27 protein-coding genes are annotated in these 25,679 nt (G+C 61.6%); 15 read left to right on the plus strand and 12 right to left on the minus strand.

The window, feature by feature from the left end:
• Positions 1–19 precede the first annotated feature (19 nt).
• Positions 20–385, plus strand: a complete 366-nt coding sequence (locus ELH03_RS13725; protein WP_128401589.1) for a DUF4087 domain-containing protein — start codon at positions 20–22, stop codon at positions 383–385.
• 83 nt (positions 386–468) lie between these two features.
• Here the strand turns inward: ELH03_RS13725 and ELH03_RS13730 are convergent, their stop codons facing one another.
• From ELH03_RS13730 to ELH03_RS13740, 3 genes are all read right to left on the minus strand, one after another.
• On the minus strand, positions 469–2,154 hold the full coding sequence (locus ELH03_RS13730) for a hypothetical protein (protein WP_128401590.1): 1,686 nt from the start codon (positions 2,152–2,154) through the stop codon (positions 469–471).
• Entirely contained in the window at positions 2,154–3,212 is a 1,059-nt protein-coding gene (locus ELH03_RS13735; RefSeq protein WP_128401591.1) for a glycosyltransferase family 2 protein, read from the minus strand. The genes ELH03_RS13730 and ELH03_RS13735 overlap by 1 nt, the downstream gene beginning before the upstream one ends.
• A 174-nt stretch (positions 3,213–3,386) precedes the next feature.
• Positions 3,387–4,295: an AraC family transcriptional regulator gene (locus tag ELH03_RS13740; RefSeq protein ID WP_128401592.1), complete on the minus strand. Its 909-nt coding sequence runs from the start codon at positions 4,293–4,295 to the stop codon at positions 3,387–3,389.
• Positions 4,296–4,500: 205 nt separating this feature from the next.
• Between ELH03_RS13740 and ELH03_RS13745 the strand changes: the two genes are divergently transcribed.
• A complete protein-coding gene (locus tag ELH03_RS13745; RefSeq protein ID WP_128401593.1) occupies positions 4,501–5,547 on the plus strand; it encodes an NAD(P)-dependent alcohol dehydrogenase in 1,047 nt (348 codons plus the stop codon).
• Positions 5,548–5,682: 135 nt separating this feature from the next.
• On the opposite strand, the gene ELH03_RS13750 is transcribed toward ELH03_RS13745, so the two are convergent.
• From ELH03_RS13750 to ELH03_RS13760, 3 genes are all read right to left on the minus strand, one after another.
• On the minus strand, positions 5,683–7,638 hold the full coding sequence (locus ELH03_RS13750) for an elongation factor G (RefSeq protein WP_128401594.1): 1,956 nt from the start codon (positions 7,636–7,638) through the stop codon (positions 5,683–5,685).
• 211 nt (positions 7,639–7,849) lie between these two features.
• Positions 7,850–9,115 carry an NAD(P)/FAD-dependent oxidoreductase gene (locus ELH03_RS13755; RefSeq protein WP_128401595.1) on the minus strand — a complete coding sequence of 422 codons (1,266 nt, stop codon included), beginning with the start codon at positions 9,113–9,115 and terminating at the stop codon, positions 7,850–7,852.
• Positions 9,116–9,223: 108 nt separating this feature from the next.
• Complete coding sequence (locus ELH03_RS13760; protein ID WP_128410981.1) at positions 9,224–9,688, minus strand: Lrp/AsnC family transcriptional regulator; 465 nt, start codon at positions 9,686–9,688, stop codon at positions 9,224–9,226.
• 158 nt (positions 9,689–9,846) lie between these two features.
• Between ELH03_RS13760 and ELH03_RS13765 the strand changes: the two genes are divergently transcribed.
• The 4 genes from ELH03_RS13765 (at position 9,847) to ELH03_RS13780 (ending at position 13,710) form a co-directional block, all read left to right on the plus strand.
• Positions 9,847–10,566, plus strand: coding sequence for an aspartate/glutamate racemase family protein (locus ELH03_RS13765; protein WP_128401597.1), 720 nt, complete (start codon positions 9,847–9,849; stop codon positions 10,564–10,566).
• A 227-nt stretch (positions 10,567–10,793) separates the two neighbouring features.
• Complete coding sequence (locus ELH03_RS13770; protein WP_128401598.1) at positions 10,794–11,711, plus strand: bifunctional helix-turn-helix transcriptional regulator/GNAT family N-acetyltransferase; 918 nt, start codon at positions 10,794–10,796, stop codon at positions 11,709–11,711.
• 60 nt (positions 11,712–11,771) lie between these two features.
• A complete protein-coding gene (locus ELH03_RS13775) occupies positions 11,772–12,395 on the plus strand; it encodes a TetR/AcrR family transcriptional regulator (RefSeq protein ID WP_128401599.1) in 624 nt (207 codons plus the stop codon).
• Between the two features lie 106 nt (positions 12,396–12,501).
• Positions 12,502–13,710, plus strand: a complete 1,209-nt coding sequence (locus tag ELH03_RS13780; protein WP_128401600.1) for an MFS transporter — start codon at positions 12,502–12,504, stop codon at positions 13,708–13,710.
• Between the two features lie 11 nt (positions 13,711–13,721).
• Here ELH03_RS13780 and ELH03_RS13785 read toward each other — a convergent pair whose 3' ends face one another.
• The gene (locus tag ELH03_RS13785) at positions 13,722–14,138 is read right to left on the minus strand and encodes a winged helix-turn-helix transcriptional regulator (RefSeq protein WP_128401601.1); all 417 of its coding nucleotides are present in this window, start codon (positions 14,136–14,138) and stop codon (positions 13,722–13,724) included.
• Between the two features lie 123 nt (positions 14,139–14,261).
• Between ELH03_RS13785 and ELH03_RS13790 the strand changes: the two genes are divergently transcribed.
• Entirely contained in the window at positions 14,262–15,149 is an 888-nt protein-coding gene (locus tag ELH03_RS13790; RefSeq protein WP_128401602.1) for an SDR family oxidoreductase, read from the plus strand.
• A 61-nt stretch (positions 15,150–15,210) separates the two neighbouring features.
• On the opposite strand, the gene ELH03_RS13795 is transcribed toward ELH03_RS13790, so the two are convergent.
• Positions 15,211–15,963 carry a pyridoxine 5'-phosphate synthase gene (locus tag ELH03_RS13795; protein WP_130766424.1) on the minus strand — a complete coding sequence of 251 codons (753 nt, stop codon included), beginning with the start codon at positions 15,961–15,963 and terminating at the stop codon, positions 15,211–15,213.
• Positions 15,964–16,413: 450 nt separating this feature from the next.
• On the opposite strand from ELH03_RS13795, the gene ELH03_RS13800 reads away from it, so the two are divergent.
• Positions 16,414–17,106, plus strand: coding sequence for a MerR family transcriptional regulator (locus tag ELH03_RS13800; RefSeq protein ID WP_130766425.1), 693 nt, complete (start codon positions 16,414–16,416; stop codon positions 17,104–17,106).
• Positions 17,107–17,206: 100 nt separating this feature from the next.
• On the opposite strand, the gene ELH03_RS13805 is transcribed toward ELH03_RS13800, so the two are convergent.
• Both ELH03_RS13805 and ELH03_RS13810 read right to left on the minus strand, forming a co-directional pair.
• On the minus strand, positions 17,207–18,334 hold the full coding sequence (locus ELH03_RS13805) for an ATP-dependent DNA helicase (RefSeq protein WP_018074216.1): 1,128 nt from the start codon (positions 18,332–18,334) through the stop codon (positions 17,207–17,209).
• Between the two features lie 135 nt (positions 18,335–18,469).
• Positions 18,470–19,396: a LysR family transcriptional regulator gene (locus ELH03_RS13810; protein WP_128410985.1), complete on the minus strand. Its 927-nt coding sequence runs from the start codon at positions 19,394–19,396 to the stop codon at positions 18,470–18,472.
• A gap of 132 nt (positions 19,397–19,528) precedes the next feature.
• Between ELH03_RS13810 and ELH03_RS13815 the strand changes: the two genes are divergently transcribed.
• The 4 genes from ELH03_RS13815 (at position 19,529) to ELH03_RS13835 (ending at position 22,979) form a co-directional block, all read left to right on the plus strand.
• Positions 19,529–20,008 carry a carboxymuconolactone decarboxylase family protein gene (locus ELH03_RS13815; protein WP_128401605.1) on the plus strand — a complete coding sequence of 160 codons (480 nt, stop codon included), beginning with the start codon at positions 19,529–19,531 and terminating at the stop codon, positions 20,006–20,008.
• A 67-nt stretch (positions 20,009–20,075) separates the two neighbouring features.
• Entirely contained in the window at positions 20,076–20,831 is a 756-nt protein-coding gene (locus tag ELH03_RS13820; RefSeq protein WP_128410987.1) for an SDR family oxidoreductase, read from the plus strand.
• A gap of 54 nt (positions 20,832–20,885) precedes the next feature.
• Positions 20,886–21,302, plus strand: a complete 417-nt coding sequence (locus ELH03_RS13825; RefSeq protein ID WP_130659104.1) for a cupin domain-containing protein — start codon at positions 20,886–20,888, stop codon at positions 21,300–21,302.
• 195 nt (positions 21,303–21,497) lie between these two features.
• On the plus strand, positions 21,498–22,979 hold the full coding sequence (locus tag ELH03_RS13835; RefSeq protein ID WP_128410990.1) for a cyclic nucleotide-binding domain-containing protein: 1,482 nt from the start codon (positions 21,498–21,500) through the stop codon (positions 22,977–22,979).
• Between the two features lie 15 nt (positions 22,980–22,994).
• Here the strand turns inward: ELH03_RS13835 and ELH03_RS13840 are convergent, their stop codons facing one another.
• Together ELH03_RS13840 and ELH03_RS13845 are read right to left on the minus strand one after the other, a co-directional pair.
• Entirely contained in the window at positions 22,995–23,483 is a 489-nt protein-coding gene (locus ELH03_RS13840) for an RrF2 family transcriptional regulator (RefSeq protein WP_012758212.1), read from the minus strand.
• Positions 23,484–23,616: 133 nt separating this feature from the next.
• Positions 23,617–24,192, minus strand: a complete 576-nt coding sequence (locus ELH03_RS13845; RefSeq protein WP_128401610.1) for a MarR family winged helix-turn-helix transcriptional regulator — start codon at positions 24,190–24,192, stop codon at positions 23,617–23,619.
• Between the two features lie 142 nt (positions 24,193–24,334).
• Between ELH03_RS13845 and ELH03_RS13850 the strand changes: the two genes are divergently transcribed.
• The 3 genes from ELH03_RS13850 to ELH03_RS13860 all read left to right on the plus strand — a co-directional run bounded on the left by ELH03_RS13850 (position 24,335) and on the right by ELH03_RS13860 (position 25,679).
• Positions 24,335–24,670 carry a cupin domain-containing protein gene (locus tag ELH03_RS13850; RefSeq protein ID WP_128401611.1) on the plus strand — a complete coding sequence of 112 codons (336 nt, stop codon included), beginning with the start codon at positions 24,335–24,337 and terminating at the stop codon, positions 24,668–24,670.
• Positions 24,671–24,725: 55 nt separating this feature from the next.
• Positions 24,726–25,142, plus strand: coding sequence for a VOC family protein (locus ELH03_RS13855; RefSeq protein WP_128401612.1), 417 nt, complete (start codon positions 24,726–24,728; stop codon positions 25,140–25,142).
• 156 nt (positions 25,143–25,298) lie between these two features.
• On the plus strand, positions 25,299–25,679 hold the full coding sequence (locus tag ELH03_RS13860) for a COG4315 family predicted lipoprotein (protein WP_075224085.1): 381 nt from the start codon (positions 25,299–25,301) through the stop codon (positions 25,677–25,679).

A 25,679-nucleotide genomic window follows, 5' to 3' on the forward strand; every position in this document is an offset into this window, starting at 1 on the left:
CTGTCGAGGGGAAAAGGCAATGAGATACCGGATAGCCGCCGCGGTCATGACCGCAGCTCTTGTCGTCGCAGCCAATGCGCGGGCCGCCGAGACCCGCTGCGGCTGGATCGAGAATCCGACGCCCGCCAACTGGTGGCTGGAGGACGCGGAGAACACCTGGACGATCATGACCCAGGGCGACGATGCCGGCGAGGTGGAAGGCATGGAGCTGATCTCCGACATCTCCGAACATGATTATGTCAGAACCAACGGCAATTACGGCTATGCCTGCGCCTGCATGAGTGTGGAAACCGACGGCAAGGACCGCATCACCCGCATCCTCTCCTTCCGCCAGCTAAAGCTCGCCAAATGCCGTGCCGACAAGGCGCTGAAATTCCCCGGTTGACCAAGTCATCGCCCGAATACCGGATGGCGGCCGCAATCATCGCCCCGTCGTCCGGGGGCAGTTGATCCGCGAAGAGTCGCAGCCTATGACGCCCTAGCGCAACCAGCAGAGATCAAGAGAGGCTCCGCTGGCATCCTCTTGTCGATCGCGTAAAGCTTTGCGAAACCCGCATCTTCGACCAGCGTCAGGCCCGCCGGCATCAAGGTGCCGACATAGCGGTCGGGGATATCGGCATTGGCGACGAGGACGAAATCGAAACGCCTGCGCCAATCCGACAGATAGGGCGTAAAACCCTTATATTCGTCCATCATTGCCGGGCATGAAAGCACGCCAATCGACACTAGATTGCCCTCAGGAACTGCGATTTCCGACCATGGCGGCAGAACGGAGAGCGGCTGCTTGCCTTTTGCGGTGAAGGTTGTCGGCACGAAGGCATGCGAGAAGGGCACAGCAAGCGTCGGCAAGTGGCGGAAAGTATCCTCGCCCCAGACAAAAAAATGCCGGCTGGAGTGGGCAAGGTCGTCCATCGTCTCAGGTTCATGGCCCAGAGGCAGTACGGCTGCACCAGGCGGCACTTTTTTGAGCGCGGTCTCGATGGCGGCAACATCCTTCTGCGCCAACCACCAGTTCCAGCCGATCCAGCCGGTGCGGCCGAAGACCGCGAGGTTGACGACAAGCGCCAACAACAGCGCCTGCCGGCGCGTCAGATTGGCGAAAGGACATACCATCGCCATGCCGACGAGCGCTGCCATGATCGGAAAGCGCCAGCTGATCCACCCAGTACCGAGCATGTGACGAGGCGAGACGCAGGACAGGAACAGCAAGCCGCAAGCAGCGACAGCAAGCCCCGCATGCACGCGGATGTCGCCCGCGCGTACGGCGCGCGTGCAGATAAGGATCAGCGGCAGAACCAGCACTACATCCACCAGCGGGATGTAAGTCGTGATCGCTGAGAGCAGATTGATGGCGATAAGAGCGACGCCGTCATTCCAGATAAGGGTGAGGCCGTTGCCGTCTGCGTTGGGTAAAGCCGGTGTACGGAGATAGAAGGCGACCGGCGGCAGGACGCAGGCGCCCGTCGCCAGTGCCAACCGGCCGGCGAGCCTTACCAACCCCGCCTTCGACCGCAGTATATCGAAACGCCAAGAAAATTCGAGGCCGCAGACGATCGCCATATAGAAGCCGAGCGAGAAGATGTGCATCACCGTCAGCAGCAGCGCGGCGACAAGCCGCCAGGCAAAAACCACGGCGGGACTTCGACGCTGCAGCCGAAGATCGGCGCAAGCGAAGAACAAGGCCATGCCGAGGCCAATCTGAAAGTTGATGAAACCGCCGATCATGGTGGCGCACCAGCCGAGCGACAGAATGGCGATCTGCCAGTAGTGTCGGCCGCCGAACAGCGCACGGTGCAGGCCGATCGCGCCGAGCGGCGGCAGCACGATCGCAAGAAAAAGCAAAGCCCGCGCCAGCCTGTCGGCGCCGACGAGCGGACCTACCCAGGTCGCCAGAAGGTCGATCCCGACATTGGTGAAGGTGCGGCTCCAGTCAACTGCATAGATCTCAGGAAAGGGCTGTTCGCCGATCCCGCCCGAAAGGAGCCAGATACGGGCATAGTGATTGGCGTAATCGAGAACCGGTGGAAAGGGAAACAGGAGGACCAAAGCCGCGGCAAGTCCGACGAATGCGACGATCGCAACGGTGGAATCCTGCCTGGCGATCGATTCCTCAGGCCCGGCTGCGGCCACAGCAGGCGCGGCAATTCGGTCCATTATCCGATCCGGCTGTTCTTTTGCGAGCGCGGCGGCTGTTTGGATGCAAAGGCCGCATCCAGCGCCGTGCGCCTGTCGCTGGCGCTCATCTCCGAGAAAGCGATCGACAGTTCTGCGCGTTCACTGCCGCGCACGATCGTCTCGACCATGAACATCGGCCGCTTCTTGCTCTCCTGTACCAGACGGCCGAGATACTCCCCGATGATGCCGATGCAGATCAACTGGATGGCGCTGAAGGCGCTGACCGCGGCCATGATCGACGACCAGCCGGTGACCGTTTCGCCTTCGAGCCAACGAACGAAGGTGTAGACAAGCAAGGCGATCGCGACGCCGGCGCTCATCATGCCAAGCCATGTGCTGATGCGCAGTGGCGTCGTTGAAAAGCTGGTGATCGCATCCAGCGCGAAATTGATCATCTTGCGCAGCGGATATTTCGTCGTGCCGGCAAAACGGGCGTCGCGCTCGTAGGGAAGCGCCACCTGCCTGCCGCCGATCCAGCTGACCATGCCACGGATAAAGCGATCGCGCTCCGGCATCGCCAGCAGGATATCGACGACGCGCCGGCGCATCAGCCGAAAATCACCGGTATCACGGGGGATGGTCACGGAAGCGAGCTTGGACAAAGCGCGATAGAAAAGCGAAGCGGAGGCGAGTTTGAACCAGGTTTCGCCCTGGCGGCGCGTGCGCTGGCCGTAAACGACGTCGGCGCCGCGCTCCATGATCGGCATCATCATCAAAAGCAGCTCAGGCGGATCCTGAAGATCGGCATCGATCAAAAGCACGCGCTCGCCCCGCGACGCGGAAAGACCCGCCGTCGATGCCAGCTGGTGGCCGTGATTGCGTAGAAGACGAATACCGAGCACCTGCGGCACGTCAGCCGCCAGATTGGAAATGACCTCCCAGGTGCGGTCGGACGAGCCGTCGTCGACGAGAATGAGCTCGAAGGCGTCGCCGGCAACGCTATGAGCGGCGGCGGCGGCGCGGCGGCAGAACTCGCGCAGGCCCTCTTCCTCGTTATGACAAGGCGCGACGATGGAAAGAAATGGTAGTTGCGTCATGCTGACGTCGGTGCCTGCTTGATGGTGGCGCCAGACTAGCGACGAAAGGTCAAACATCCTTTAACGATGGGATACCTGTCGCAGCGCCACCTCTCTCAGCCAGCGGGCCGTCGCTTTAATTCGACCGATCACACGACAAACTCGACAATACATGGCTTCCAGACGTGCGCTGCTCTATTCCGCCGCCATGACGTCGCGGGCGCCATCGACATCGCGGGCCGGCGAGGCGCCGTAGAGGCGGCTGTATTCGCGGCTGAACTGCGACGGGCTTTGATAACCGACGCGGTGGCCGGCCGTGCCCGCATCGAGGCGCTCCACGAGCATCAGACGGCGCGCCTCATGCAGGCGAAGCTGCTTCTGATACTGCACCGGCGTCATCGCCGTGACCGACTTGAAGTGATGATGGAAAGACGACACGCTCATGCTGACGCGATCGGCAAGGTCTTCGATGCGCAGTGGCCGCGCGAAATTCTCCTTCAGCCATGCGACGGCGCGCGCAACCCTGTTGCTGTGGCTGTCTGCGGTGGCGATGTTGATCAGCCGCGCGCCATCCGGCCCGGTCAGCACTCGGTAGAGGATTTCCTGTTCGATCAACGGCGCCATGGCAGGAATGTCGCCTGGACGATCGAGCAAGCGCAGCAGGCGGATGGCAGCATCCAGGAGCTCCGGCGGAGCGACATTCACCGCCATCCCGCGCTGCCCGTCGGTATCGGCGGCCGGGCGCGGAATATCGATGCGGCTGAGCAACTCCAGCAACTTTTCGGAATCGATTGCCAGCCCCAGGCAGAGATGCGGAACCTCAGGGCTCGCCTCCGTGACGCGCCAGGCGACCGGCAGATCGAGCGAGGTCAGCAGATAGTCGCCAGTCCCGTAGCTGATAAGTTCCGCGCCGAGGCGCAGGCTCTTGGCCCCCTGCAGGACAAAGGCAAAACAGGGCCGGTAGCTGCTGTGCAGCGGATCGCTGGGCTTGGACCGACGGCTGATGTGAAGATTGCCGATATCAGTCGCGAACTCGCCGTCACCGGTCGCGAAGCGCATCGCGATATCGACAATTTCCTGATAGGGGCTGAAGGGCAAGGTCATGCGGCAACTCTTTCTGTCAACTGTCTGACGCCGGCGATACCGCTCTTATCTAGAGTGCCTTCGCCATTTCGCAAACAGGCTGGCGCCTCACTTTTGCAGGATCGTGCAAAAAGCTGAGAGGATCGCTCTAACCCTCTGCCGCCGTTCCGGGCAATAGTCCACCATCTCTTTCAACCCCCACCCACAATCGAAAAGGATGGTTCCCATGCCTATTGCAAGAGGCTACGCCGCGACCGACGCTTCCAAGCCGCTGACCCCTTTCACCTTCGAACGCCGCGATCCGAACCCCGATGACGTGGTGATCGACATCAAGTTTGCCGGCATCTGCCATTCGGACATCCACACTGTCCGCAACGAATGGAAGAACGCCGTCTATCCGATCGTGCCGGGCCATGAGATCGCCGGCATCGTCTCGGCCGTCGGTTCTGATGTGACGAAATTCAAGGTCGGCGATCGCGTCGGCGTCGGCTGCTTCGTCGATTCCTGCATCGGCTGCGCCGAGCGCGACCTCGATCGGGAACAGTATATGCCGGGGCTCGCCGGCACCTACAATGACTTCGAAGCCGACCGCAAGACACGGACCCAGGGCGGCTATTCCGACTCGATCGTCGTCAGGGAAGGCTATGTCATGTCCATTCCGGACAATCTGCCGCTCGATGCCTCGGCGCCGCTGCTCTGCGCCGGCATCACGCTCTACTCGCCGCTGCGCCACTGGAATGCCGGCCCCGGCAAGAAGGTCGCGATCGTTGGCATGGGCGGCCTCGGCCATATGGGCGTCAAGCTCGGCGCCGCCATGGGCGCCGATATCACCGTTCTCTCCCAGAGCCTTTCCAAGAAGGAAGATGGGCAGAAGCTCGGCGCCAAGGAATATTACGCCACCAACGACCCGGAAACCTTCACGAAACTCGCCGGCACTTTCGATCTGATCATCTGCACCGTCAGCGCCGAGATCGACTGGAATGCCTATCTCGGCCTCCTGAAAGTGGATGGTTCCTTCGTGGTGGTCGGCGCGCCGGAAAACCCAATCCCGGTGCATGCGTTCTCGATTATCCCCGGCCGCAAGAGCATTTCGGGCTCGATGATCGGCTCGATCAAGGAAACCCAGGAAATGCTCGACTTCTGCGGCAAGCACAACATTGTCTCCGAGATCGAGAAGATCAACATCCAGCAGGTCAACGAAGCTTATGAACGCGTCCTGAAAAGCGACGTCCGCTACCGCTTCGTCATCGACATCGCCTCGCTGGCAGCCTGAGAAATAAAAGGCGGCTCCTTGGGCCGCCTTTTTCAATGTCGGGGCGATTTCAACTGTGGCGGTGCTGTCAAAATCCCCGCCGTTGGGCGCGCCCGCACCGTCTGCCACCCACGATCACATGCGACACTCAGGATTTCACGACATGCCTCCGGCATGTCGATGCAGGCGCAGCAGGTATTCGACGCCGTTGAACGGATCAGGGCCTGATCGCCGGCGCGAGCGCGGCGGGCCGGCCATCGGGGCGTAATGGTCGAAGCAGCTTTCCATGGTCCCCACCCCACTCGTCAGGCCCGGCAATTGCTGCTGAATGCTCTGGATCATCGCAGACACCATCGTGCCTTCCAGCCGGGCCACGCCGTCGGTGATCGCGGATTCTGTCGTCGACGCGACAGATTTCGCGAGCAAGGTCAGCATCCCGCTCAAGTTCTCGACGGGAGCTTCGATATGGAAGCGGTCGATCGGCTCGCAGAGGACGGTCTGTGCGGCCGATAGCGCCGTTGCCAGCACCCATGGCGTCAACTGCCGGAAATCGGCGGCGGTGCTTGTGGGCGAGCTGTGCCGGGCTGCCGTCATCGCCACGTGGCAATCGATGACCTGCCAGCCGAAAATCCCCTGCTTCAGCGTTTCGAACACGGTCTCCTCGACCGCTCGATAGAAGGCTACAGGCATCTGGCCGACATCCACTTCGAGCGCAAAGCTGTTGCCCGCCCCGGGAGGGCGCGGCTCGATGCGCAGGCCGACTGTTGCCAGGAAGGGATTGGGCTCCTTGAAGAGGATCTGCAGGCCGGCCCCCGTCTCGACTGGCCTCTCGACCAGGATGACAGTGCTTTCCTCGAACCTTGCCTCAAGGCCGAAATCCATCAGCAGGGTCGATTGGATAACCTCCTTCTGCACCTCGCCGTAGAGCGACACGAAGACTTCGTCCGCCTCCTCGTTCCTTCGCAGATTGATCAATGGATCCTGTTCGGCCATCTGGTTCAGCGCCAGCCAGAGCGCCGCCTTGTCGGAAGGCCGCCGGGCAAGAACCCGGGTTTCGAGCGTAGGCGGCGCGAAGTGGCCCCGCCGGCTGGCGGGATCTCCGCCCACCGCATCCCCGATGCGGGCGCCGGCAAGGCCGCTGACGCGCGCAATCTGCCCGGCGCGGAGGCTCTCGGCGCCATGAACCCGACCGGCCTCGAACACATGGATCGCGGTCACCCGTTCCGGGCCTCTGGGCAGGTCCAGATATTGCCGGAGCCGCACCGTGCCCGAGGACAGGTAGACGTAGGAGAGCTTTTCCCCGCCCCAGCCGCGTTCGATCTTGAAGATCTTGCCCGCGACCGAACCATTCGGATTGGGGCGCCGCTCGGGCAAGATCGTCGCAATGGCCGATGCCAGGGCGGGGATGCCGACGCCGGTCATCGCGGCTCCCGCGAAAACGGGATGCACCAGGCCCCTCGCCACTTGATCGGCCAGGCAGCGCCCGAGCCTTTCCTCTGTCAGCCAATCAGGAGCGACTACATAGTCATCGAGCAGTGCCTCGTCGTTTTCCCCCAGCGTCTCGCAGAGCGCCGAAAGGAGCGGCTCGTCTCCCGGAGCCAACGGCTCCACCTTGGCAAGCCTGCTGCCGGCATCGACGACGGAAGACATGGCGATGGGGCGGACCGCCAGTAGCGCGGCAAGGGCCTCAACAACCTCCTGATATCGGGCGCCGAGACGATCGACCTTGTTGACGAAGAAGATGAAGGGAACGCCAAGCCGCCGCAGCGCTCGCACCAGCACCCGCGTCTGGGCCTGCACGCCTTCGACCGCCGAAACGACGACGACCGCGGCATCCAGCAATCCGAGCACCCGCTCGACCTCGGCGATGAAATCTGGGTGACCGGGTGTGTCGATGAGATTGACGATCCTGTCGCCGATCGTGAACGACACCACCGCGGCTCTGATCGTGATGCCGCGTTGCCGTTCGAGCTCGAGAGTGTCCGTCTGTGTATTACCGGTATCGACGCTGCCAAGCTTGTCGATGACGCCGGCGTCAAAAAGCAGTCTTTCGGTAAGGCTAGTCTTGCCTGCATCCACATGGGCGAGGATGCCCAGATTCAAAGTGCGCATGAACCACCAACTTCTCAGAATTTCGAATGTGATTTTCGTGAGAAGTGAATCGGCGCATTGGAACCTCTACCCGCTAATAGCTACGGTCGGATGCGTAACCTCCGGTGGTTTTCGGAAGGCGCGAGCCAAACCCTAAAAGCCTATCCGAAGATATGTCAAGCTTGGCCATATCGCTACTTCGAGGCTCAGCCTCCGGAGGACGGGAGAAGAGCTACTCCTCCTCCCGCATCGTTTCCCTCTGGGTGATCAGCCGGGCGCTGTGCTGGCCGCTCAGATAGATCCACAACCAGCTCCAGGCGACGGAGAAGCGCGAGCGGGTGCCGATCAGGAAGTAGATATGGGCAAGACCCCAGATCCACCAGGCGATCCAGCCCTTCAGCTTGATCCGGCCGAAATCAATGATCGCAGCACTCTTGCCGATCGTCGCCAGGCTGCCCTGATGCCAGTAGCGGAAAGGCGCCGGCGCCGGTTTGCCTGACATGCGGGCGCGGATCACCTTGGCGACGTAACCGCCCTGCTGCTTGGCGGCAGGCGCAATGCCCGGCACTGGCTTGCCGTCCTCGCGCATGACGGAGGCGGTATCGCCGACGACGAAGACGTCGGGCAGGCCAGGCGCGCTCAGATCCTTCTCGACCACGACGCGCCCTGCCCGGTCGGCGGCAACACCAAGCCACCGCGCCGCCGGCGAGGCGGTGACGCCGGCTGCCCAGACGATCGTCCGGCTGGCAACGAAGGTCTCGCCGATCTTCACGCCGTCGGCGTTGCATTCGGTCACCGGCTTGCCGAGATGGATCTCGACCCCGAGTTTCTCCAGCGCCTTCTGCGCATAGGCCGAAAGCTCTTCGGCGAAGGTCGGCAGCACCCGCGGGCCAGCCTCGACCAGCACGACGCGGGTCTTGCGCGTATCGATGTTGCGGAATTCCTTGGGCAGCGTGAAATGCGCAAGCTCGGCAATGATGCCGGCCAGCTCGACACCGGTCGGCCCGGCCCCGACGATGGTGAAGGTCAAAAGCGCATCGCGCACGGCGGGATCGCTCTCCATCTCCGCCTTCTCGAAGGCAAGCAGCACGCGCCGGCGGATCGTCGTCGCATCCTCCAGCGTCTTCAGGCCGGGCGCCACCGGCTCCCATTCGTCATGGCCGAAATAGGCATGCGTCGCTCCGGTCGCCAACACCAGCGTATCATAACCAAGAGTCATGCCGTTGCGTAAGGAAACAGTCTTCGCGCCACTGTCGACGCCCGTGACCTCGCCGAGCAGCACCGTCACGTCAGGCCGGTCGGCATAGAGGCGGCGGATCGGCCAGGCGATCTCGGAGGTGGAGAGAATGGTGGTCGCCACCTGATAGAGCAGCGGCTGGAAGAGATGGTGATTGCGCCGGTCGACCAGCGTGATCCTGGCGCCGGCACCCTTCAACCCGTTGACGAGCTGCAGCCCGCCGAAACCGCCGCCGACAACGACGACATGATGATCGCTCATGACCTACCCCTTTGCGCCATTTCGCTCAAAGCCAATGTGGCCTTCGCCGCGAAGGTTGCAACTGTCGTTTCGGCATACCTCCCCTGCATCCCGGTCGGTGGAACTGGCTCAATCGGCATATCCGACGGGGATTGCCGTGCCGCCCTTCAGAAGCTCCATCGAGATCGAGGCCGAGACGTCGAAGAGCTCGATCTTCCGCACGATCTGCTTGTAGATCACATCGTAGTGCTCGACGCGCGGCAGCACGATCTTCAGGATATAGTCGTGATTGCCGGTCAGCCGGTGCGCTTCGACGATCTCGGGAATGTCGCTGATGATCCGGCGGAAGGTCTCCGTCCATTCGTCGGAATGATGCGCCGTCTTGACCAGCGCGAAGACCGTGGTCGGCACGCCCATCTTGTCTCGGTCGAGCACGACGATGCGCCGGGCGATATGGCCGCTCTCTTCCAGCCGCTGGATGCGCCGCGAACAGGCCGACACCGAAAGCGCCACGCGCTCGGCAAGATCGGTCACGGATATGCCCGCATCCTTTTGCAATATATCGAGAATACGCCTGTCGCGATCATCCAGCATGTGTCAAACGTAAGCCTTTCGCCTCTTTTTTGCATGGTTTTGCCAAACGACGCAAAATCATACCACATATCTCACACAAGAGACAAACAACGCAAACACGCCGCGCCGGGATTGCGGCATCATTTTCGAAAGTTCAGAAGCATGGAGAGCATGAAGAAATGGAAACGATCGGCCTTATCGGCGGCATGAGTTTCGAAAGTTCGGCGGTCTATTACCGTGTCGTCAACGAGATGGTGCGTGACCGCAAGGGTGGCCTCGCCTCGGCCGAACTCATCCTGCATTCTGTCAATTTCGAGGAGATCGTCGCGCTTCAGAAGGCCGGCGACTGGGATATGGCCGCCCGTCGCCTCGCCGACGTGGCTCTGCGCCTGCAGATCGCCGGCGCCGGCTGCATCCTCATCTGCACCAACACCATGCATCTGATTGCCGACAAGGTCGCAGAGAAGATCTCTGTGCCACTGATCCACATCATCGACGAGACGGCGAAATCGTTGCATGCGGCCGGCCGGAAGCGCCCGCTGCTGCTCGCCACTCGCTACACGATGGAGCACGGCTTCTACAGCGACCGCATGAAGAGCCTCGGTGTTGATATCATGGTGCCAGATGCTAGCGACCGCACGACCGTGCACGATATCATCTTCAACGAACTCTGCGCCGGCAAGGTGCTCGACAGCTCTCGCGACAAGCTCATGGCGGTGATTGCACGCGCCATCGACAACGGCGCCGACAGCATCATCCTCGGCTGTACCGAAATTTGTCTGATCCTCGATCCCGACCATTTGCCGCTGCCGGGCTTCGACACCACAGCGATCCATGCGCGGGCGGCGGTCGATTTCGCGCTCGGTGCAGACGAGACCGCGGAAGAGGAAGCGGCCTGACATCACCGAGTTAGTTGACTCAGTCCATTAAATGCAGGACAAGATCTCCATCTGGAGATTCTGGTCAGCTTGTTGACAAACCTCGTTCTTGACTCGGCGTCATCCTCGGCCTCGTGCCGAGGATCTGCTGCACCCGCTGCAGATGCTCGGGACAAGCCCGAGCATGACGAGAGAGTAGTTGGCCGACTTAATCAGCGGTCTGACAAGATCTCCATTTGGAGATCATCATGTCTAACCTATCGCTCATCGAAACCGCCCGCGATTTCAACCGCTTCTATACGAACTTCCTCGGCCTCTTGAACAAGGCCTATCTCGACACGCCCTTCACGCTGACCGATGCCCGCATCCTCTTCGAGATCGGCTCGCATGAGGGCATCAGCGCTGTAGCGCTTGTCCGCGACCTGCAGCTCGACCCGGCCTATCTCAGCCGCATCCTAAAGCGTTTTCGCGCCGAAGGGCTGATCGAAACCAGCCCCGATCCGGCAGATCTTCGCAGCCAGGTCATCATTGTCACCGATCAGGGACGAGAGACGTTCGAGGAACTCGGCCGACGCTCCAATGCGCAGATCGCTGCCCGTTTCGATCGCTTGGCGACTGGCGAGCCGGAGGCCGCCGTCTCCGCCATGCACACGATCCGCGCGCTGCTCGACCCGGCGGCGAAGCCCGCGCCGGCCATCATCCGCGCCCACCGCGCCGGCGATATCGGCTGGATCGTTCAGAGCCAGGGCCGCTTCTACGCAGAAGAATATGGCTGGGATCTGCGCTTCGAGGCGCTGGTCGCCGAGGTCGCCGGAAAATTCCTCGCCAATTTCGATCCGGCCAAAGAATATTGCTGGATCGCCGCACGCGGCGGCATCAATGTCGGTTCGGTCCTCGTCACCAATGGCGGCGACGGCATCGCCAAGCTCCGCCTGCTCTATGTCGACAAATCAGCGCGCGGTCTCGGGCTCGGCAAATCGCTGGTCGATGAATGCATCCGCTTTTCCCGGCAGAAGGGCTACCGCGAACTCTCGCTCTGGACCAACGACATGCTGGAGACCGCCAGAGCCATCTACGTCAAGGCGGGCTTCCGGCTTGTCTCCGAGGAGAGACATCGCATGTTCGGTCCCGAGGCAAACGGCCAGAACTGGGTGCTCGATCTCTGAATTTGCTGCGCAGGAGAAATTTCACTTGATTTGGAAACGATCATTCCCTAATTAGGCGCCATGACCGTTGCCACTCTCACACCAGAAGCAAAGACCCGCAGCCGTGGCCGTCCGCGCGAGTTCGATATGGATGCAGCACTCGATGCAGCGCTGCGCGTCTTTTCCGAACGCGGCTACCATGCCGCCTCCATCAGCGAATTGACCGAAGCAATGGGCCTTGCTTCGGGGAGCATCTACAAGGCATTCAAGGATAAGCGCGGCATCTTTCTCGCTGCTTTCACCCACTATCGAAAACTCGGCCGACGGCGGCTGGAAGCGATGATCGCGTCTGCTAAGACCGGTCGCGAAAAGGTCTTCCAGATGGTGATGTATTATACCGAGCTCTCCTATGGCGAAGCCGGCCGCAAAGGCTGTCTCGTCGTTGGTGGCGCCAACGACTTCGCCCTGCTTGACGAGGAAGCCGCTGCCCACGTTGTGACTGCCTTTGCCGCGGACGAAAAGCTGATGGCCGATCTCATCCGCACCGGCCAGGCAGACGGCACCATTCCGAAGACAGTAGACCCGGATGCCGCTGCCCTCGCCTTCCTCTGCTTTACCAAAGGCCTGCGCGTCATCGGCAAAACAGGACGCAGCAGGGAAGAGATGATGTCCGCGACCGAGGCCGCGATGAAGCTCGTGACCTGAACCACACCGTGGACGAGAGAAATACCGGCATTCGGTCAAGGATCGGGTGGCCGCAGCCAGCATTTTTGCATTCAATCCTTTCAATCTTTGAATACCGGAGTTTCTGATGAGCGTTTCAGCCACCACGCCGGATGAGGCCATTCCCAGGGCGCTATCCCCCTGGCTAACCTTCCTTTTCGCCGCCGCCTGCGGGCTGGTGGCCGCCAATCTCTATTACGGCCAGCCGCTGGCCGGCCCGATCAGTGCCGATCTCGGCTTCACGCCTGCCGCCACCGGTCTGATCGTCACGCTGACGCAGATCGGCTACGGCCTCGGCCTGCTGCTGATCGTGCCGCTCGGCGACCTCACCGAAAACCGCCGTCTGGTGTTGACGCTGATCGCCGTCTCCGCAGTCGCGCTCATCGGCGCGGCGTTGTCGTCGACGCCCACGACCTTCCTCGTCGCCTCGCTCTCTATCGGTCTTTCATCGGTCGCAGTTCAAGTCCTGGTTCCCTTCGCTGCCAACATGGCGCCGGATGCAACGCGCGGCCAGGTCGTCGGCAACGTCATGAGCGGCCTGCTCTGCGGCATCATGCTCGCCCGCCCCTTCGCAAGCTTCGTCGCCGAGGCCTCCTCCTGGCACGTGGTCTATTACGTCACAGCAGCGCTCATGCTCGTGCTCGCCGTCGTCTTGCGCATCAACCTGCCGGTTCGCGTACCGAAGACGAAGCTGCGCTATGGCGAGCTGCTCGCCTCCATGGGCCATCTGGCGCTGACCTCGCGCGTGCTGCAGCGCCGGGCGCTCTATCAGGCCGGCATGTTCGGCGCCTTCAGCCTGTTCTGGACGACGACGCCGCTGCTGCTCGCAAGCCCGACCTTCGGCCTGACGCAGAACGGCATCGCCCTCTTCGCGCTTGCCGGTGCTGCCGGCGCCGTCGCCTCGCCCATCGCCGGCCGGCTTGCTGACCGCGGCATGACGAAGATCGCCTCGACGCTTGCCATGCTGCTCGGCATGGCCGCCTTCCTGATCGGCCATTTCGCCAACGATGGCTCGCTTGGCGCTTTGCTGCTCTTGACGGCAGCGGCGATCCTTCTCGATTTCGGCGTGACGACCAATCTCGTCTGCGGCCAGCGCGCCATCTATGCGTTAAACCCGGAACACCGCAGCCGGCTCAACGGCCTCTTCATGGCAACCTTCTTTGCGGGCGGCGCGCTCGGCTCGGCGCTCGGCGGCTGGGCCTATGCGACCGGCGGCTGGACCATGACGGCCTGGATCGGCTTCTGCTTCCCGGCGCTGGCCTTCCTGCTGTTCCTGACGGAAGGGCGCGGCGAGTAGAGGAAAGCGGCCTATTTGTCGGCGGAATCAAAATGCGAACGGGCGGCGCGAACGGCATCATGGTTCGCTTCCGCCCAGTTCAGCAGCTGCGACAGCGGCTTGTAGAGCGAACGTCCAAGTTCGGTCATCGAATATTCGACGCTCGGCGGCTTGGTCGGGAATACCTCGCGGTCGATATAACCATCCCTCTGCAGGTCGCGCAGCGTCTGCGTCAGCATGCGCTGCGAAATATCGGGGATCATCCGCCGCAGCTCGCCGAAGCGATAAGGCCGATCCGCCAGCACTTCGAGCAGCAACGTCGACCATTTGCCGCCGATCTGCTGCATCATGTCCCTGACCGGGCAATTGCCGAAATCGAGGCCGGCGAGATCGATCTCGCGCCGCGCCCCCGGCACCCTGTTCTTCAGACTGACGACCGCACCACTCATCTGCTGGTTCCCTTTTGGTAACGTAGAGCTGAAAAACTGCCTCCTTTACACAGCCTAGTCAATTCCTATTCTAGTGTTACTCTCTTTTCGAGACTACCTGCACAACACAGAAGGAAACGACGTATGAGCGAAATCATCCTGGTCACCGGCGCTGCGGGGCAGCTCGGCCAGCGTGTCATCCATCACCTCATCGAGACCTACAAGGTTGCCCCCGGCAACATCGTCGCGGCGACGCGCAGCCCAGAAAAGCTCTCCGAACTCGAAAAGAAGGGCGTCGTCACCCGCAAGGCCGATTTCGATGACGCGGCAGGCCTGGAGCAGGCTTTCGCCGGCGTCGCTCGCCTGCTGATCATCAGCACCGACGCACTGGATACTCCCGGCAAGCGCCTCGCCCAGCACAAGGGCGCCGTCGCGGCGGCCGTGAAAGCTGGCGTCAAGCACATCGCCTATACCTCGATGCCGGCGCCGGACGATTCGCTCGTCACCTTCGCGCCCGATCATCTCGGCAGCGAAAACGCCATCAAGGCAAGCGGAATCGCCCATACGATCATCCGCGACGCCTGGTATCACGACAATTACCTGCACGGCATGCCGCACAACCTGCAGGGCGGCAAGTGGTATAGCGCCACGGGTGAAGGCAAGATCTCGACCATCTCGCGTGACGACTGCGCCCTGGCGATCGCCGCAGCACTTGCCTCCGGCACATCCGAGAGCGCCACCTATACGCTGACCGGCGCGCAATCGCTGAACAACCGGCAGATCGCCGCCATCGTCTCCGATGTCGCCGGCAAGCCGCTCGAGGTCGTCGACGTCAATGATGAGCAGCTCGGCCAAGGTATGCGCGGCGCCGGCCTTCCCGGTTTCGTCGCCGACATGCTGGTTTCTGCCGACGCCAACACCCGCGCCGGCAAGTTCGACATCGTCACCGAAGACTTCACCAAGCTGACCGGCAAACAGCCGCAGTCGCTGAAGGACTTCTTCGTCGAACATAAAGCGGCCCTGACCGCCTGAGGCGGGATAAGGCCGCCTGGAAAGCTCGCCTCGCACATCAGGGGCGGGCTTTCTTCAATGATCAGATCGTCTGACCGCAGGCCCGGCAAAAGCGCCGCACCGTTTCCGCCATGCCGTATTCCAGCGCATCGGCGGTCAGCCCATGGCCGATCGAAACCTCGGCAAGAGCGGGAATGCGCTTCACCAGATCAGGCAGGTTTTCCACTGACAGATCATGGCCGGCATTGACGGCGAGGCCGATTGCGACGGCTGCATCCGCCGTCCGTCCAAGCGCTTCAAGGATCGGGCCTGCCCGCTCCGGCGCATCGAAGCAACCGCCATAGGGGCCAGTATAGAGTTCAATCCGATCGGCGCCGACCGCCTTGGCGATCTCAACCGCCCGTGCGTCCCCGTCACCATCGGCAAACAGCGACACCCGGCATCCCATCGTCTTCAGCCGCGCGACGGCATCGGTCAGGAACGCCTGGTGCTTGCGGAAATCCCAGCCGTGATCGGAGGTCGCCTGGGCGGGATCGTCAGGCACCAGCGTCACCTGCTCGGGTGCCGCGCCGGCGCAGAGTTCGAAGAATTCCTCTGTGGGATAGCCCTCGATATTGAACTCGGCCTTGGGGAATTCGTCGTCGATCAGGTTGCGGATCACAGGCAGGTCGGAAAAGCGGATGTGCCGCTGGTCGGGGCGTGGATGCACCGTCAGCCCGCTCGCACCGGATTTCAGCGCGATACGCCCGAGCGCTTCGACGCTCGGCCAGGGCAGGTCGCGCCGGTTGCGCAGCATGGCGACGGCGTTGAGGTTCACGGAGAGCTTGGCGGGCATGGCGAGATCCATCGGTCACGGAAATGGGAGGCCTGCTTTTAAGCCAAGTGCTCCGCGATGGCCAACGAGATTCACAAATGGATGCGATGCCAATCGCTGATGGGCACCGAAATTACGCTGAGCATTTGCCGCACGCGTACCGCAGATAGTAAATCCCGTCACCTTTAAAGAGGACCGCGAGATCCCGCAGTGCAGCACATGTTTTTGTGCAAGACACCCAAGAACCCGGCAAAATATGCCGGTAAAGTTGCTATCCCATTTAAAAGAGATTATTTTTAGCACTTATAAAAAAGATCGTTCACGAATAACGTGGACATCGTATCGCGTAGAGTACGCCGCGTACTGCTTCTTTCCCACTGAGAAGAACGCCTAGAGGAAACCCCACTCGCCGCGCATGGGAAGCAACTGGCAAAACCGCATGAGGTGCAACAACATGCCCCAGGAGGGTTCATGCCAGACGGTTCCAAACGCCTGTTTGCCGCCGCCGGTATCGCTTCGGAGGCCCGATCGAAATATCGGTTCCTGCCTTCGGCCGCGCTACCGCCGGATCTACCGGACGGTCCGGTGCCCATTGCCGACATGGCAAACGCATTCGGCGTCACACACAGGACACTGCATTTCTATGAAGAGAAAGGGTTGATTTCAGCCAACCGCATCGGCCTGATGCGGGTCTACGGCCAGGACGATGTGATGCGCATGGCCGTCATCACAGTCTGCCGCGATACAGGCATGCCGATCGCCGTCATCCAGGAACTGATGGACGAACTCCGCAACGCTGATTCGCAGGAAACGGCCGAGGCGATGTTCCGCGAGGCCTTGCAGGTGCGCAAGCGCGAACTGACGGCGGAGATGTCGACGCTGCACCGCCAGCTCCAGCAGGTCGGCGACCTCTTGGATTTCGACGGCAGCGTCGAGGCGCCGCCGCTGAACGACAATCAGGACAGTGCAAGCCTGACCGCACAGGAGCGGCGTTGCCTGGAACTGATGGCGGAGGGTTATTCCACCCAACGCATCGCCCGGGCGCTCGACCTGAAGCATGACGAAACCCGTGACCTGGAGGCCGGAATCATCCTGAAATTCCGCGCCAACAACCGCTTCCAGGCCATCGCCAAGGCAGTTCTGCTCGGCATCGTACAGGCATGAATCACGCCCCCTGACGGCCGCCACCGTCTCCTCTTTCTTCTGTCCGATCAGCAGATGCGATCTGGTCGCGGGTGCGCCGGGATCCATGGATGTAATCGGGTCAGCGGACGATCGTCAGCGTCTCCGCCGCGCGCGTGATCGCAGTGTAGAGCCAGCGTTCCCGGGTATCGCGAAACGCCCAGCTCTCGTCGAAGAGCACGACGTCGTTCCATTGCGAACCCTGCGCCTTGTGAACGGTGAGCGCATAGCCGTAGTCGAACTCGTCATAGCGCTTGCGGGTGTTCCAGGGGATCTCGCCCTCGACATCCTCGAAGGCCTGTTTCAGCAGCTTGATCTTGGCAGCCCCGCGGTCCATGTCGTCGTCTTCGGGGCGGACGAGCAGATTGATGCCGGGCTTCGTCGTTTCCTTGGATGAGGTCATGACCTGCCAGAGCGAACCGTTGAGCAGGCCCTTGGCTGGATCATTCCTGAGGCAGACGAGCTTGTCGCCGGTCTGGGGATAATCGGCATTGAAGCCTTTCAGCTCGCGCAGGCGCTGATTATAGCGCCGACGCGTCCTATTGGTGCCGACGAGCACCTGATCGGCGTCGAGGACCAGTTGCTGCGTCACCTCGTTCTTCGAGATCACCTTGGCCGTGCCGTAGTCCCCGTACATCACCTCATTGCCTTCGCGCACCTGCATGGCAAGCTTGATGATCGGATTGTCGCGCGCCTGTCGGTGGATATCGGTGAGCAGGTAGTCCGGCTCCTGATTGGTGAAGTAGCCGCCGCCTGTCACCGGCGGCAGCTGGCCGGGATCCCCGAGCACCAGGATCGGCGTGCCGAAGCTCATCAGATCCTTGCCAAGTGCTTCGTCGACCATCGAGCATTCGTCGACGATGATCAGCGCCGCCTTCGCGACCGGGCTTTGCCGGTTGATCGAAAACATCGGCGCGATCGAGGTCTTGCCTGTTTCCTCGTCTTCCACCGCCTCCTCGCCGCGCGGCCGATAGATCAGCGAATGGATCGTCCGGGCGTTGGAGGCGCCGCGCGAGCGCAGCACCTGCGCCGCCTTGCCGGTAAAGGCGGCAAACAGCACGTCGCCGTCGACATTCTCGGCGAAATGCTTGGCAAGCGTCGTCTTCCCCGTCCCGGCATAGCCAAACAGACGAAAGAGCGGCGAGCGCCCTTCCTTCAGCCATTTCGAAACAGCCTTCAGGGCTTCGTCTTGTTGCGGCGCAAATTGCATGATCGCAGGACTTGGCAGGATTCGCCGCCTTTAGGCAAGGCGGAAACTGGCGAGGCAAGGCCAATGACGGCAAATCCGCCGGGCAATAAACCCGCTGCTGCTTCCGCCGTGCACGATAAGCCGCCCGGCCGACGATCATCCCTCCCACCGCCGGTCCGCGCTGCTCGCGCACAATGACGGGTCCTGCCCGATGGCATCGGTCAGAAAGTCCAGAACCGTTTTGACGCGCAGCGGTATGTTTCTTCGTGAGGGATAGACGACATAGATCGGCAGCCGGGTCGGTTGAAAGTCGTTCATGACAGGGATCAGCCGGCCGGCGACGATATCCGGCACGGCGACGATGTGGGAGAGCACCGCCAGGCCTGCGCCGGCAAGGGCCGCCCGGTGAATGGCGACGGCGTTGCACGCGGTCAGCCGCGGCGAGATCCTGACGGACATGTCTTCCGAGCCGTTCGAGAACGACCACGAACAGGCATCGCCGGCTCTGCTGTAACACAGGCATTCATGGTCCTTGATGTCCTTCGGCGTCCGCGGAGGCGCCTTGCGGGCGAGATAGGCGGGCGAGGCGACGAGGAATGCCGTCGTCCAGCCGATCCGCCGGCAAACGAGACTGCTGTCTGCGACGGAACCCAGACGCACCTCGAGGTCCAGTCGCTCTTCGATCATGTCGGAGCTTTGCTCCCTGAACATCAGTTCCACCGAGAGTTTCGGATGGGCGGCGAGAAGATCGCCCAACCGCTCGCTGAGATAGAGGCCGAGCGGCGCCGGAACGCTCAACCTGACCTTTCCGGAGGCCATGGCACCATCCGATCCGGCGGCATCGCCGAGTTCCTCCACCGCCTCGAGAATTCTCATCGCCATCGGCAGCATCCGTTCGCCCTCCGCCGTCAGCGACAGGCCGCTCGTCGTGCGATGCAGCAGGCGGGTGGCGAAATGGCCCTCGAGCGCTGCGACCTGCCGCGAGACCGCCGGCTGCGTCACGTCGAGATCATGCGCCGCCGCCGAGAACGAGCCCGTCTCCACGACGCGCAGAAACGTCCGCAATGCCGATACGATATCCATCCCCGCCCCCTCATACTTTTGCGCATAGGCCTTATGCAGCCAGACTAAGCGAGAATGGCTTTACAGTCCAGTAATTAAGGATATTTTCTATCCATAAGGATATTTAATGTCCTTAATAAGAGGAGAGATGATATGACCCAGCGACTGAACTACGCCCAGCAGTCCCCCGACCTTTTCAAGAAATTCATGGAATTCAGCATGGCGCTGAAGAGCAGCGTGATCGACGAGAAGCTGCAGGCGCTCGTCGAGGTCCGCGCTTCGCAGATCAATGGATGCGGCTTTTGCCTGGACATGCACGTGAAGCAGGCCAAGATCCTCGGCGAAACCGAGCTCCGGCTTTATCACGTCGCCATCTGGCGGGAATCGACCCTGTTCATCCCCCGCGAGCGCGCAGCGCTTGCCTGGACGGAAGCCCTGACGAAGCTGCCCGAAGGCGGCATTCCCGATGAGATTTATGAACGGGTTCGCGGCCAGCTTTCCGAGAAGGAAATCTCGGACCTGACCTTTGTCGTCATGGCCATCAATGCCTGGAACCGCGTTAACGTCGGCTTCAAGACCGTACCCGGTGCTGCCGACAAGGCTTACGGCCTCGACAAATCAGGCCTGAACTAAAGCTTCGAATTCACCGCATCATTCAACTTTAGCGCTGCCGCATCCCGGCAGCGAATGGAGATCTGCTATGAAAATCGTTGTCATCGGCGGAACCGGCCTCATCGGTTCGAAGACTGTCGAACGCCTGCGCAAGCGCGGACATGACGTGATTGCCGCATCGCCGAACTCCGGCGTCAACACAATCACCGGAGAAGGACTGGCAGAGGCGCTCTTCGGCGCCGAAGTCGTACTCGACCTCGCCAATTCGCCGTCCTTCGAGGACAAGGCCGTCCTCGAATTCTTCGAGACCTCGGGTCGCAACCTTCTCGCCGCCGAGAAACTCGCCGGCGTCAGGCACCATATCGCCCTTTCCGTGGTCGGCACGGAGCGTCTGCAGGAAAGCGGCTATTTCCGCGGCAAACTCGCTCAGGAAAAGCTGATCAAGGCATCGGGCATTCCCTATACCATTGTGCATTCGACGCAGTTCATGGAATTCCTCGGCGGCATCGCCCAATCGGGGACGGTCGGCCAGACGGTCCGCCTGTCGCCGGCCTATGTGCAGCCGATCGTTTCCGACGACGTCGCCGATGTCATGGCGGATGTGGCTCTCGCACCGCCCGCCAATGCGACGATCGAGATATCAGGTCCGGAACGGGCGCGTCTCAGCGAACTCGTCGGCCGATATTTGAAGGCCATGAAAGATCCGCGCACCGTCGAGGCCGATGCCGAGGCCAAATATTTCGGCGCGAGACTCAACGATCAGTCGCTTGTTTCCGACAACAACCCGCGGCTCGGCTCGATCACCTTCGAGCAATGGTTCGCCAAGTCCGCCCAGCCGAAGTGATCTACCAGGGTGCGGTGCGCGCCCTGCTCACCACGATCAACCATGGAGATTCCGATGATCAGAATATCATTTCTCGCCGCCGCTCTTGCTTGCCTGGCATTCACTGGCGCTGCCGCCGAGGACGAAAACAAGGCTGCGAAGGTCACACTCGTCTATGAGCACGAACTTCCGAACGTACCGGGCAGGAGCATCAAGGGCGTGCTGGTCGAGTACGGCCCAGGCGGCTTCTCCGAAGGCCACACTCATCCCGATACGGCCTTCATCTACGCCACCGTGCTCGAAGGAGCGATCCGCAGCCAGGTTAATGACGGCCCGGTCAAAGTCTATCATGCCGGAGAGAGCTTCTCCGAAATGCCGGGCGACCGCCATGGTGTCAGCGCCAACGGTAGCAAGACGAAGCCAGCCCGCCTGCTCGCCGTCTTCGTCGTCGATACCAAGCAGAAAGAGCTGACCTATCCGCTCAAGAAGTGATGATCCGCATTACAGCGCCGCGCGTCTTTCAGACGCGCAAAGGACGCTGTAACACTTTCAACCCTCGCATCGTGCTTTCCGAAAATCGGTTCCGATTTTCGGGCCGATGCGATACCGCCTGCGCAGGCCTGATGCTTGCGCGGGCGGTCGAGATGCTGAATCATGGGCGGCTCGCCCGATTCCGGAGACAGAGAGATGATTGACGACGCGCTCTTCGGTAAACCGCTGATATCCCTCATTACGATAGGTTTGGCCGGTATCGTCGTCTGGCATCTTCTCTCCCGCCAACGGCCGACGACGCGACTGGTGGTGCAAATCCTCTTCTTTGCGGCAATGACGTTGATCCTCGTCGTCAGCGGCATCGAACCGCACCGGTTTCAAGGATATGCGTCCGAAGATCCGCAGGCCCTGCTCGTCATCGTCGCGAAATCGCTCTGGTGGATCCATCTGGCATGGGCCGTCATCGGTTTCATCAGGCTGTATCTGGTACTGGAGGGCAGTCCGCGAGAAGCCCGGCTGCTCCAGGATCTCGTCATCGGCGTCGTCTATATCGGCACGGCCCTATCGGTTATGGCCTTCGTCTTCGGTGTGCCGATCGGCACCCTCGTCGCGACCTCGGGCGTGGTCGCCATCATTCTCGGATTGGCGCTCCAGAATACACTGGCTGACGTCTTCTCCGGCATCGCGCTGACACTCGGCCGGCCATACATCATCGGCGACTGGATCCTTCTCAGCGACGGCACGGAGGGGCGCGTCGTCGAAAGCAACTGGCGCGCGACGCACATCCTGACCAGCGCAAACAATGTCGTCGTTCTGCCGAACAGTTTTCTGGCAAAGCTCGGCCTGACGAACGTAAGCCGGCCGGACGAGAGCCATCTCCTGGTCCTCACCATCCGCATCGCCCCGACGCGGATGCCGACATCGGTCCGGCACGTCATGGCAACGGCGCTTGCGAGCTGCAATTCGATCGTGCGCGAGCCGCCGCCGGTCGTGGCACTCAAGGGGCTGGATGCCACGGCGCTGGAGGTCGAGCTGCAGTTCCGGGTGACGAGCCCGAGCCAACGGGTGACGGCACGAAGCGAGGTGCTCGATCTCGTCTATCGCCATTGCAAATCCGCCGGCCTGCTACTGGCCATTCCGCCCTCGGCGACGGTGCTAACCGCCGATCTGCCGACGGAAGAAACCGCCAAGCCGCCAAGCGTAACGCCGCTTGCACTGATCGAGGCCATTCCGGTCTTTACGACGCTGACATCAGATGAAAAGCGCAGGCTCGCCGAAACCACGACTGTCCGGGAGTTCCGCAAGGGCGATGTGATCGTGCGGGAGGACGAAATGCTCCCCTCATTGATGATGGTGCGCGCCGGCATCATCGCGGCGCGGAATGCAGGCGAGGAACACGGACGGCTCGCGCCGGGCGATTTTTTTGGAGAGACCGGACTACTCGCCGGCATGCAGGAAGTCTGCACCCTGGAGGCTCTGACCCCCGTGACCGCGTATGAGATTGATCAAGAGGCCTTCGCGCCGCTGCTCAGCGAACGCCCCGCGCTGGCGGAAGAAATCGCCGACCACCTCGCCAGCCGCGCCGAGCGTTTCCGCAACGGCGCCTCCTTGCCCCCAGAACATGCCCGCAGTGCGCATGCCATCCTGAAGACCATCAGGACCATCTTCAAGGCGTAGAGATCAGCACCCCGCTCAGCCGGCGCGCTTGAGCACCCATTCGAACGTGCTCCGCCAAATGTCGGCCGGCACTTCCTCGGACAACGTGCCGACCAGATCGGAAAGCCGGACGCGCCTCAGCGTATCCCGCCAGGCCTCGTCGGCCTCCCACATGATGCGCGCGACCGCGCATGGCTTGCTGTCGCAATATCCTTCCGGCCGGCAGGGATTGTTTGCCCGGATGTTCGTACAGGTGAAGCTGCGGGCCTTCCCCTCGACCGCCTCGACGATCTCGAGAAAATTGATGTCCGAGGGGGTCTTGGCAAGCCTGTAGCCGCCACTCGGGCCGAGCGTGGTCTCGACCAGCGATGCCTGCGAAAGGCTCTGCAGTGCTTTGGAGAGATATTCCTTCGGCAGACCATGAAGCTCGGCGAGCGCCTTGGTGGAAAGGTACCTGCCCTCTGGCAGGCCCGCGAGAATGGCGCAGCAGTGAAGCGCCCACTCGACCTGGCTTTTCAGGATCATTCAGCAACTCGTGTGATGGCTGGCTCTGCCAATGGAATTAAGGACATATCATATCCGAAAACCGACACGATGTAAATGAGCTGCAAAAGCAGCGTCTTGCTGCCTGAACGGCGATACAGGCTCCGATCTCCCCTCAGCCCCCGTTCTCGTCCTCTCCCCGCGCCTCCTCACTTTCAATTCCGGCGATCAGCTTGCGCAGCAGCGCAGCGAGCGCCTCGCGCTCCTTTCCGTCAAGAGCCTGCAGAAACGAAGATTCGCTCGCCATGTCGGTGCGGAAGGCCTTTTCGGCGAGTGCCGCACCCGCCTCGCTCAATGCCACCAGCACGCTGCGCCCATCACGTGGTGATTTCTCCCGGCGGATCAGTCCCGCCTTCTCCAGCCGGTCAAGCCTGTGGGTCAGGCCTCCCGAGGAAATCATCAGCGCCGAATACATCTCCGTCGGGGTCAGCCGGTAGGGCGCTCCGGAGCGGCGAAGCGTTGCGATCACGTCGAATTCGCCGCGGTCGAGGCCAAAATCGGCAAATGTCGCCTCGATGCTGGGGCGCACCAGGTTCGACAGCCGAAAGGCCCGCCCCAGGATCGCCATCGGCTCGGTGTCGAGGTCGGGCAGTTCCACCGCCCATTGCCGGCGCAGCCGGTCGACATGGTCATCCCCGGAGCCGTCCTCGTCCCCAGGGCGGTCACCGTCCCCTTCAGTTCCATTCATCATTCTCTGCCTCATATCACGACAAGCGAGACATACACCTTCCATCCGAGTCACGGAAGATATCTTGACAGGAAGATAGTTTAAGCATATATCTTCTCGCGAAGATAGTTTTATGTTCGTAGACAGAACGAGCGGGAGGCACGTGATGTTCAGGATTCTTCGCCACCAGGAACTGCGACCCGATCAGAGCCGCACGATCCGCTTCGAAGGCCGCGACCATGGCGGCGAGATATCGCTTTTCCTGGTCGACAATGAGCCCGGCCAGGGCCCCGATCTGCACGTCCATCCCTATTCCGAGACATGGGCGGTCAGGAAGGGCGAGGCCGAATTCACGGTGGGCGACGCCAAGACCCGCGCCTTTCCCGGCGATATCGTCGTCGTGGCCGCCAACATTCCCCACCGCTTCGAGAATGTCGGCACGGGACGCCTCGAAATCGTCTGCATTCATGCCAGCGACACGATCGTGCAGGAGTTTGTTTGAGGCAAAGCCGCCTGGAGGGCAAAGCTCAGAAGACAAGGAAGAGGAGAGAACTGCAATGCCCAAGATGATCTTCGTGAACCTGCCGGTGAAAGACCTTGCCGCTGCGACCCGCTTCTATGAAGCGATCGGCTGCAGCAAGAACGAACAGTTCAGCGATCACCAGGCGTCGAACATGGTTTGGTCCGAGCCCATTATCTTCCACTTGCTGACGCGCGATTTCTTCGCGACCTTCACGCCGAAACCCGTTGCCGAAGCGCAGAAGGCGAGCGAGGTGCTGATCGCGCTGACGATGGACAGTCGTGAAGACGTGGACGCCATCGTCGAGGCGGCCGGAGTGGCCGGCGGCAAGGCCGATCCGCGCGCGCCGACGGACATGGGCTGGCTCTACAACCGCGCCTTCGAGGATCCCGATGGCCATATATTCGAAGCAGTGTGGGTCGACATGGCGGCGGCGGCCGCCATCGGAGAATAGCCGGCAAGGCGCCGGGCGCGATGTGCGCGACGAAACCGGCTTCGGCCCACCACGCCCGCCATCAAAACTTTTCCGGCGCCATGGAATAAAAACGCCTCGCCTCGTGTCTCATCTCAGGTACCGCAAGATTGCGTGCCCAATCTGAGGAGAGACATCATGAAATCCGTGAAATTCCTGTCCGTCGTGGCGGCTGCCGCCTTTGCCGCGACCGCTGCTTTTGCCGCCCCTCCTGTCAAAACGGTCGAATCCGAAAAGGGCAAGGTCCTTGCCGGCGAAAACGGCATGACGCTCTACACCTTCAAGAAAGACGTGAAGGGCGTTTCCAATTGCAACGGCGATTGCGCCAAGAACTGGCCTCCGCTGATGGCTGCTGGCGATGCCAAGGCCGATGGTGCATATTCGATCGTCGATCGCAAGGATGGCATGAAGCAATGGGCCAAGGACGGCATGCCGCTCTATTTCTGGGTCAAGGACAAGAAGATGGGCGACATCACCGGCGATGGCGTCGGCGGCAACTGGGATCTCGCCAAGCCTTGA

The sequence above is a fragment of the Rhizobium beringeri genome (genome assembly GCF_004306515.1).
Taxonomy (GTDB): domain Bacteria; phylum Pseudomonadota; class Alphaproteobacteria; order Rhizobiales; family Rhizobiaceae; genus Rhizobium; species Rhizobium beringeri.

Excerpts from the sequence above, each read along its gene's own strand:
- ELH03_RS13725 (WP_128401589.1), top strand. The coding sequence starts at position 20 with ATGAGATACCGGATAGCCGCCGCGGTCATGACCGCAGCTCTTGTCGTC.
- ELH03_RS13730 (WP_128401590.1), bottom strand. The coding sequence starts at position 2,154 with ATGGACCGAATTGCCGCGCCTGCTGTGGCCGCAGCCGGGCCTGAGGAA.
- ELH03_RS13735 (WP_128401591.1), bottom strand. The coding sequence starts at position 3,212 with ATGACGCAACTACCATTTCTTTCCATCGTCGCGCCTTGTCATAACGAG.
- ELH03_RS13740 (WP_128401592.1), bottom strand. The coding sequence starts at position 4,295 with ATGACCTTGCCCTTCAGCCCCTATCAGGAAATTGTCGATATCGCGATG.
- ELH03_RS13745 (WP_128401593.1), top strand. The coding sequence starts at position 4,501 with ATGCCTATTGCAAGAGGCTACGCCGCGACCGACGCTTCCAAGCCGCTG.
- ELH03_RS13750 (WP_128401594.1), bottom strand. The coding sequence starts at position 7,638 with ATGCGCACTTTGAATCTGGGCATCCTCGCCCATGTGGATGCAGGCAAG.
- ELH03_RS13755 (WP_128401595.1), bottom strand. The coding sequence starts at position 9,115 with ATGAGCGATCATCATGTCGTCGTTGTCGGCGGCGGTTTCGGCGGGCTG.
- ELH03_RS13760 (WP_128410981.1), bottom strand. The coding sequence starts at position 9,688 with ATGCTGGATGATCGCGACAGGCGTATTCTCGATATATTGCAAAAGGAT.
- ELH03_RS13765 (WP_128401597.1), top strand. The coding sequence starts at position 9,847 with ATGGAAACGATCGGCCTTATCGGCGGCATGAGTTTCGAAAGTTCGGCG.
- ELH03_RS13770 (WP_128401598.1), top strand. The coding sequence starts at position 10,794 with ATGTCTAACCTATCGCTCATCGAAACCGCCCGCGATTTCAACCGCTTC.
- ELH03_RS13775 (WP_128401599.1), top strand. The coding sequence starts at position 11,772 with ATGACCGTTGCCACTCTCACACCAGAAGCAAAGACCCGCAGCCGTGGC.
- ELH03_RS13780 (WP_128401600.1), top strand. The coding sequence starts at position 12,502 with ATGAGCGTTTCAGCCACCACGCCGGATGAGGCCATTCCCAGGGCGCTA.
- ELH03_RS13785 (WP_128401601.1), bottom strand. The coding sequence starts at position 14,138 with ATGAGTGGTGCGGTCGTCAGTCTGAAGAACAGGGTGCCGGGGGCGCGG.
- ELH03_RS13790 (WP_128401602.1), top strand. The coding sequence starts at position 14,262 with ATGAGCGAAATCATCCTGGTCACCGGCGCTGCGGGGCAGCTCGGCCAG.
- ELH03_RS13795 (WP_130766424.1), bottom strand. The coding sequence starts at position 15,963 with ATGCCCGCCAAGCTCTCCGTGAACCTCAACGCCGTCGCCATGCTGCGC.
- ELH03_RS13800 (WP_130766425.1), top strand. The coding sequence starts at position 16,414 with ATGCCAGACGGTTCCAAACGCCTGTTTGCCGCCGCCGGTATCGCTTCG.
- ELH03_RS13805 (WP_018074216.1), bottom strand. The coding sequence starts at position 18,334 with ATGCAATTTGCGCCGCAACAAGACGAAGCCCTGAAGGCTGTTTCGAAA.
- ELH03_RS13810 (WP_128410985.1), bottom strand. The coding sequence starts at position 19,396 with ATGGATATCGTATCGGCATTGCGGACGTTTCTGCGCGTCGTGGAGACG.
- ELH03_RS13815 (WP_128401605.1), top strand. The coding sequence starts at position 19,529 with ATGACCCAGCGACTGAACTACGCCCAGCAGTCCCCCGACCTTTTCAAG.
- ELH03_RS13820 (WP_128410987.1), top strand. The coding sequence starts at position 20,076 with ATGAAAATCGTTGTCATCGGCGGAACCGGCCTCATCGGTTCGAAGACT.
- ELH03_RS13825 (WP_130659104.1), top strand. The coding sequence starts at position 20,886 with ATGATCAGAATATCATTTCTCGCCGCCGCTCTTGCTTGCCTGGCATTC.
- ELH03_RS13835 (WP_128410990.1), top strand. The coding sequence starts at position 21,498 with ATGATTGACGACGCGCTCTTCGGTAAACCGCTGATATCCCTCATTACG.
- ELH03_RS13840 (WP_012758212.1), bottom strand. The coding sequence starts at position 23,483 with ATGATCCTGAAAAGCCAGGTCGAGTGGGCGCTTCACTGCTGCGCCATT.
- ELH03_RS13845 (WP_128401610.1), bottom strand. The coding sequence starts at position 24,192 with ATGATGAATGGAACTGAAGGGGACGGTGACCGCCCTGGGGACGAGGAC.
- ELH03_RS13850 (WP_128401611.1), top strand. The coding sequence starts at position 24,335 with ATGTTCAGGATTCTTCGCCACCAGGAACTGCGACCCGATCAGAGCCGC.
- ELH03_RS13855 (WP_128401612.1), top strand. The coding sequence starts at position 24,726 with ATGCCCAAGATGATCTTCGTGAACCTGCCGGTGAAAGACCTTGCCGCT.
- ELH03_RS13860 (WP_075224085.1), top strand. The coding sequence starts at position 25,299 with ATGAAATCCGTGAAATTCCTGTCCGTCGTGGCGGCTGCCGCCTTTGCC.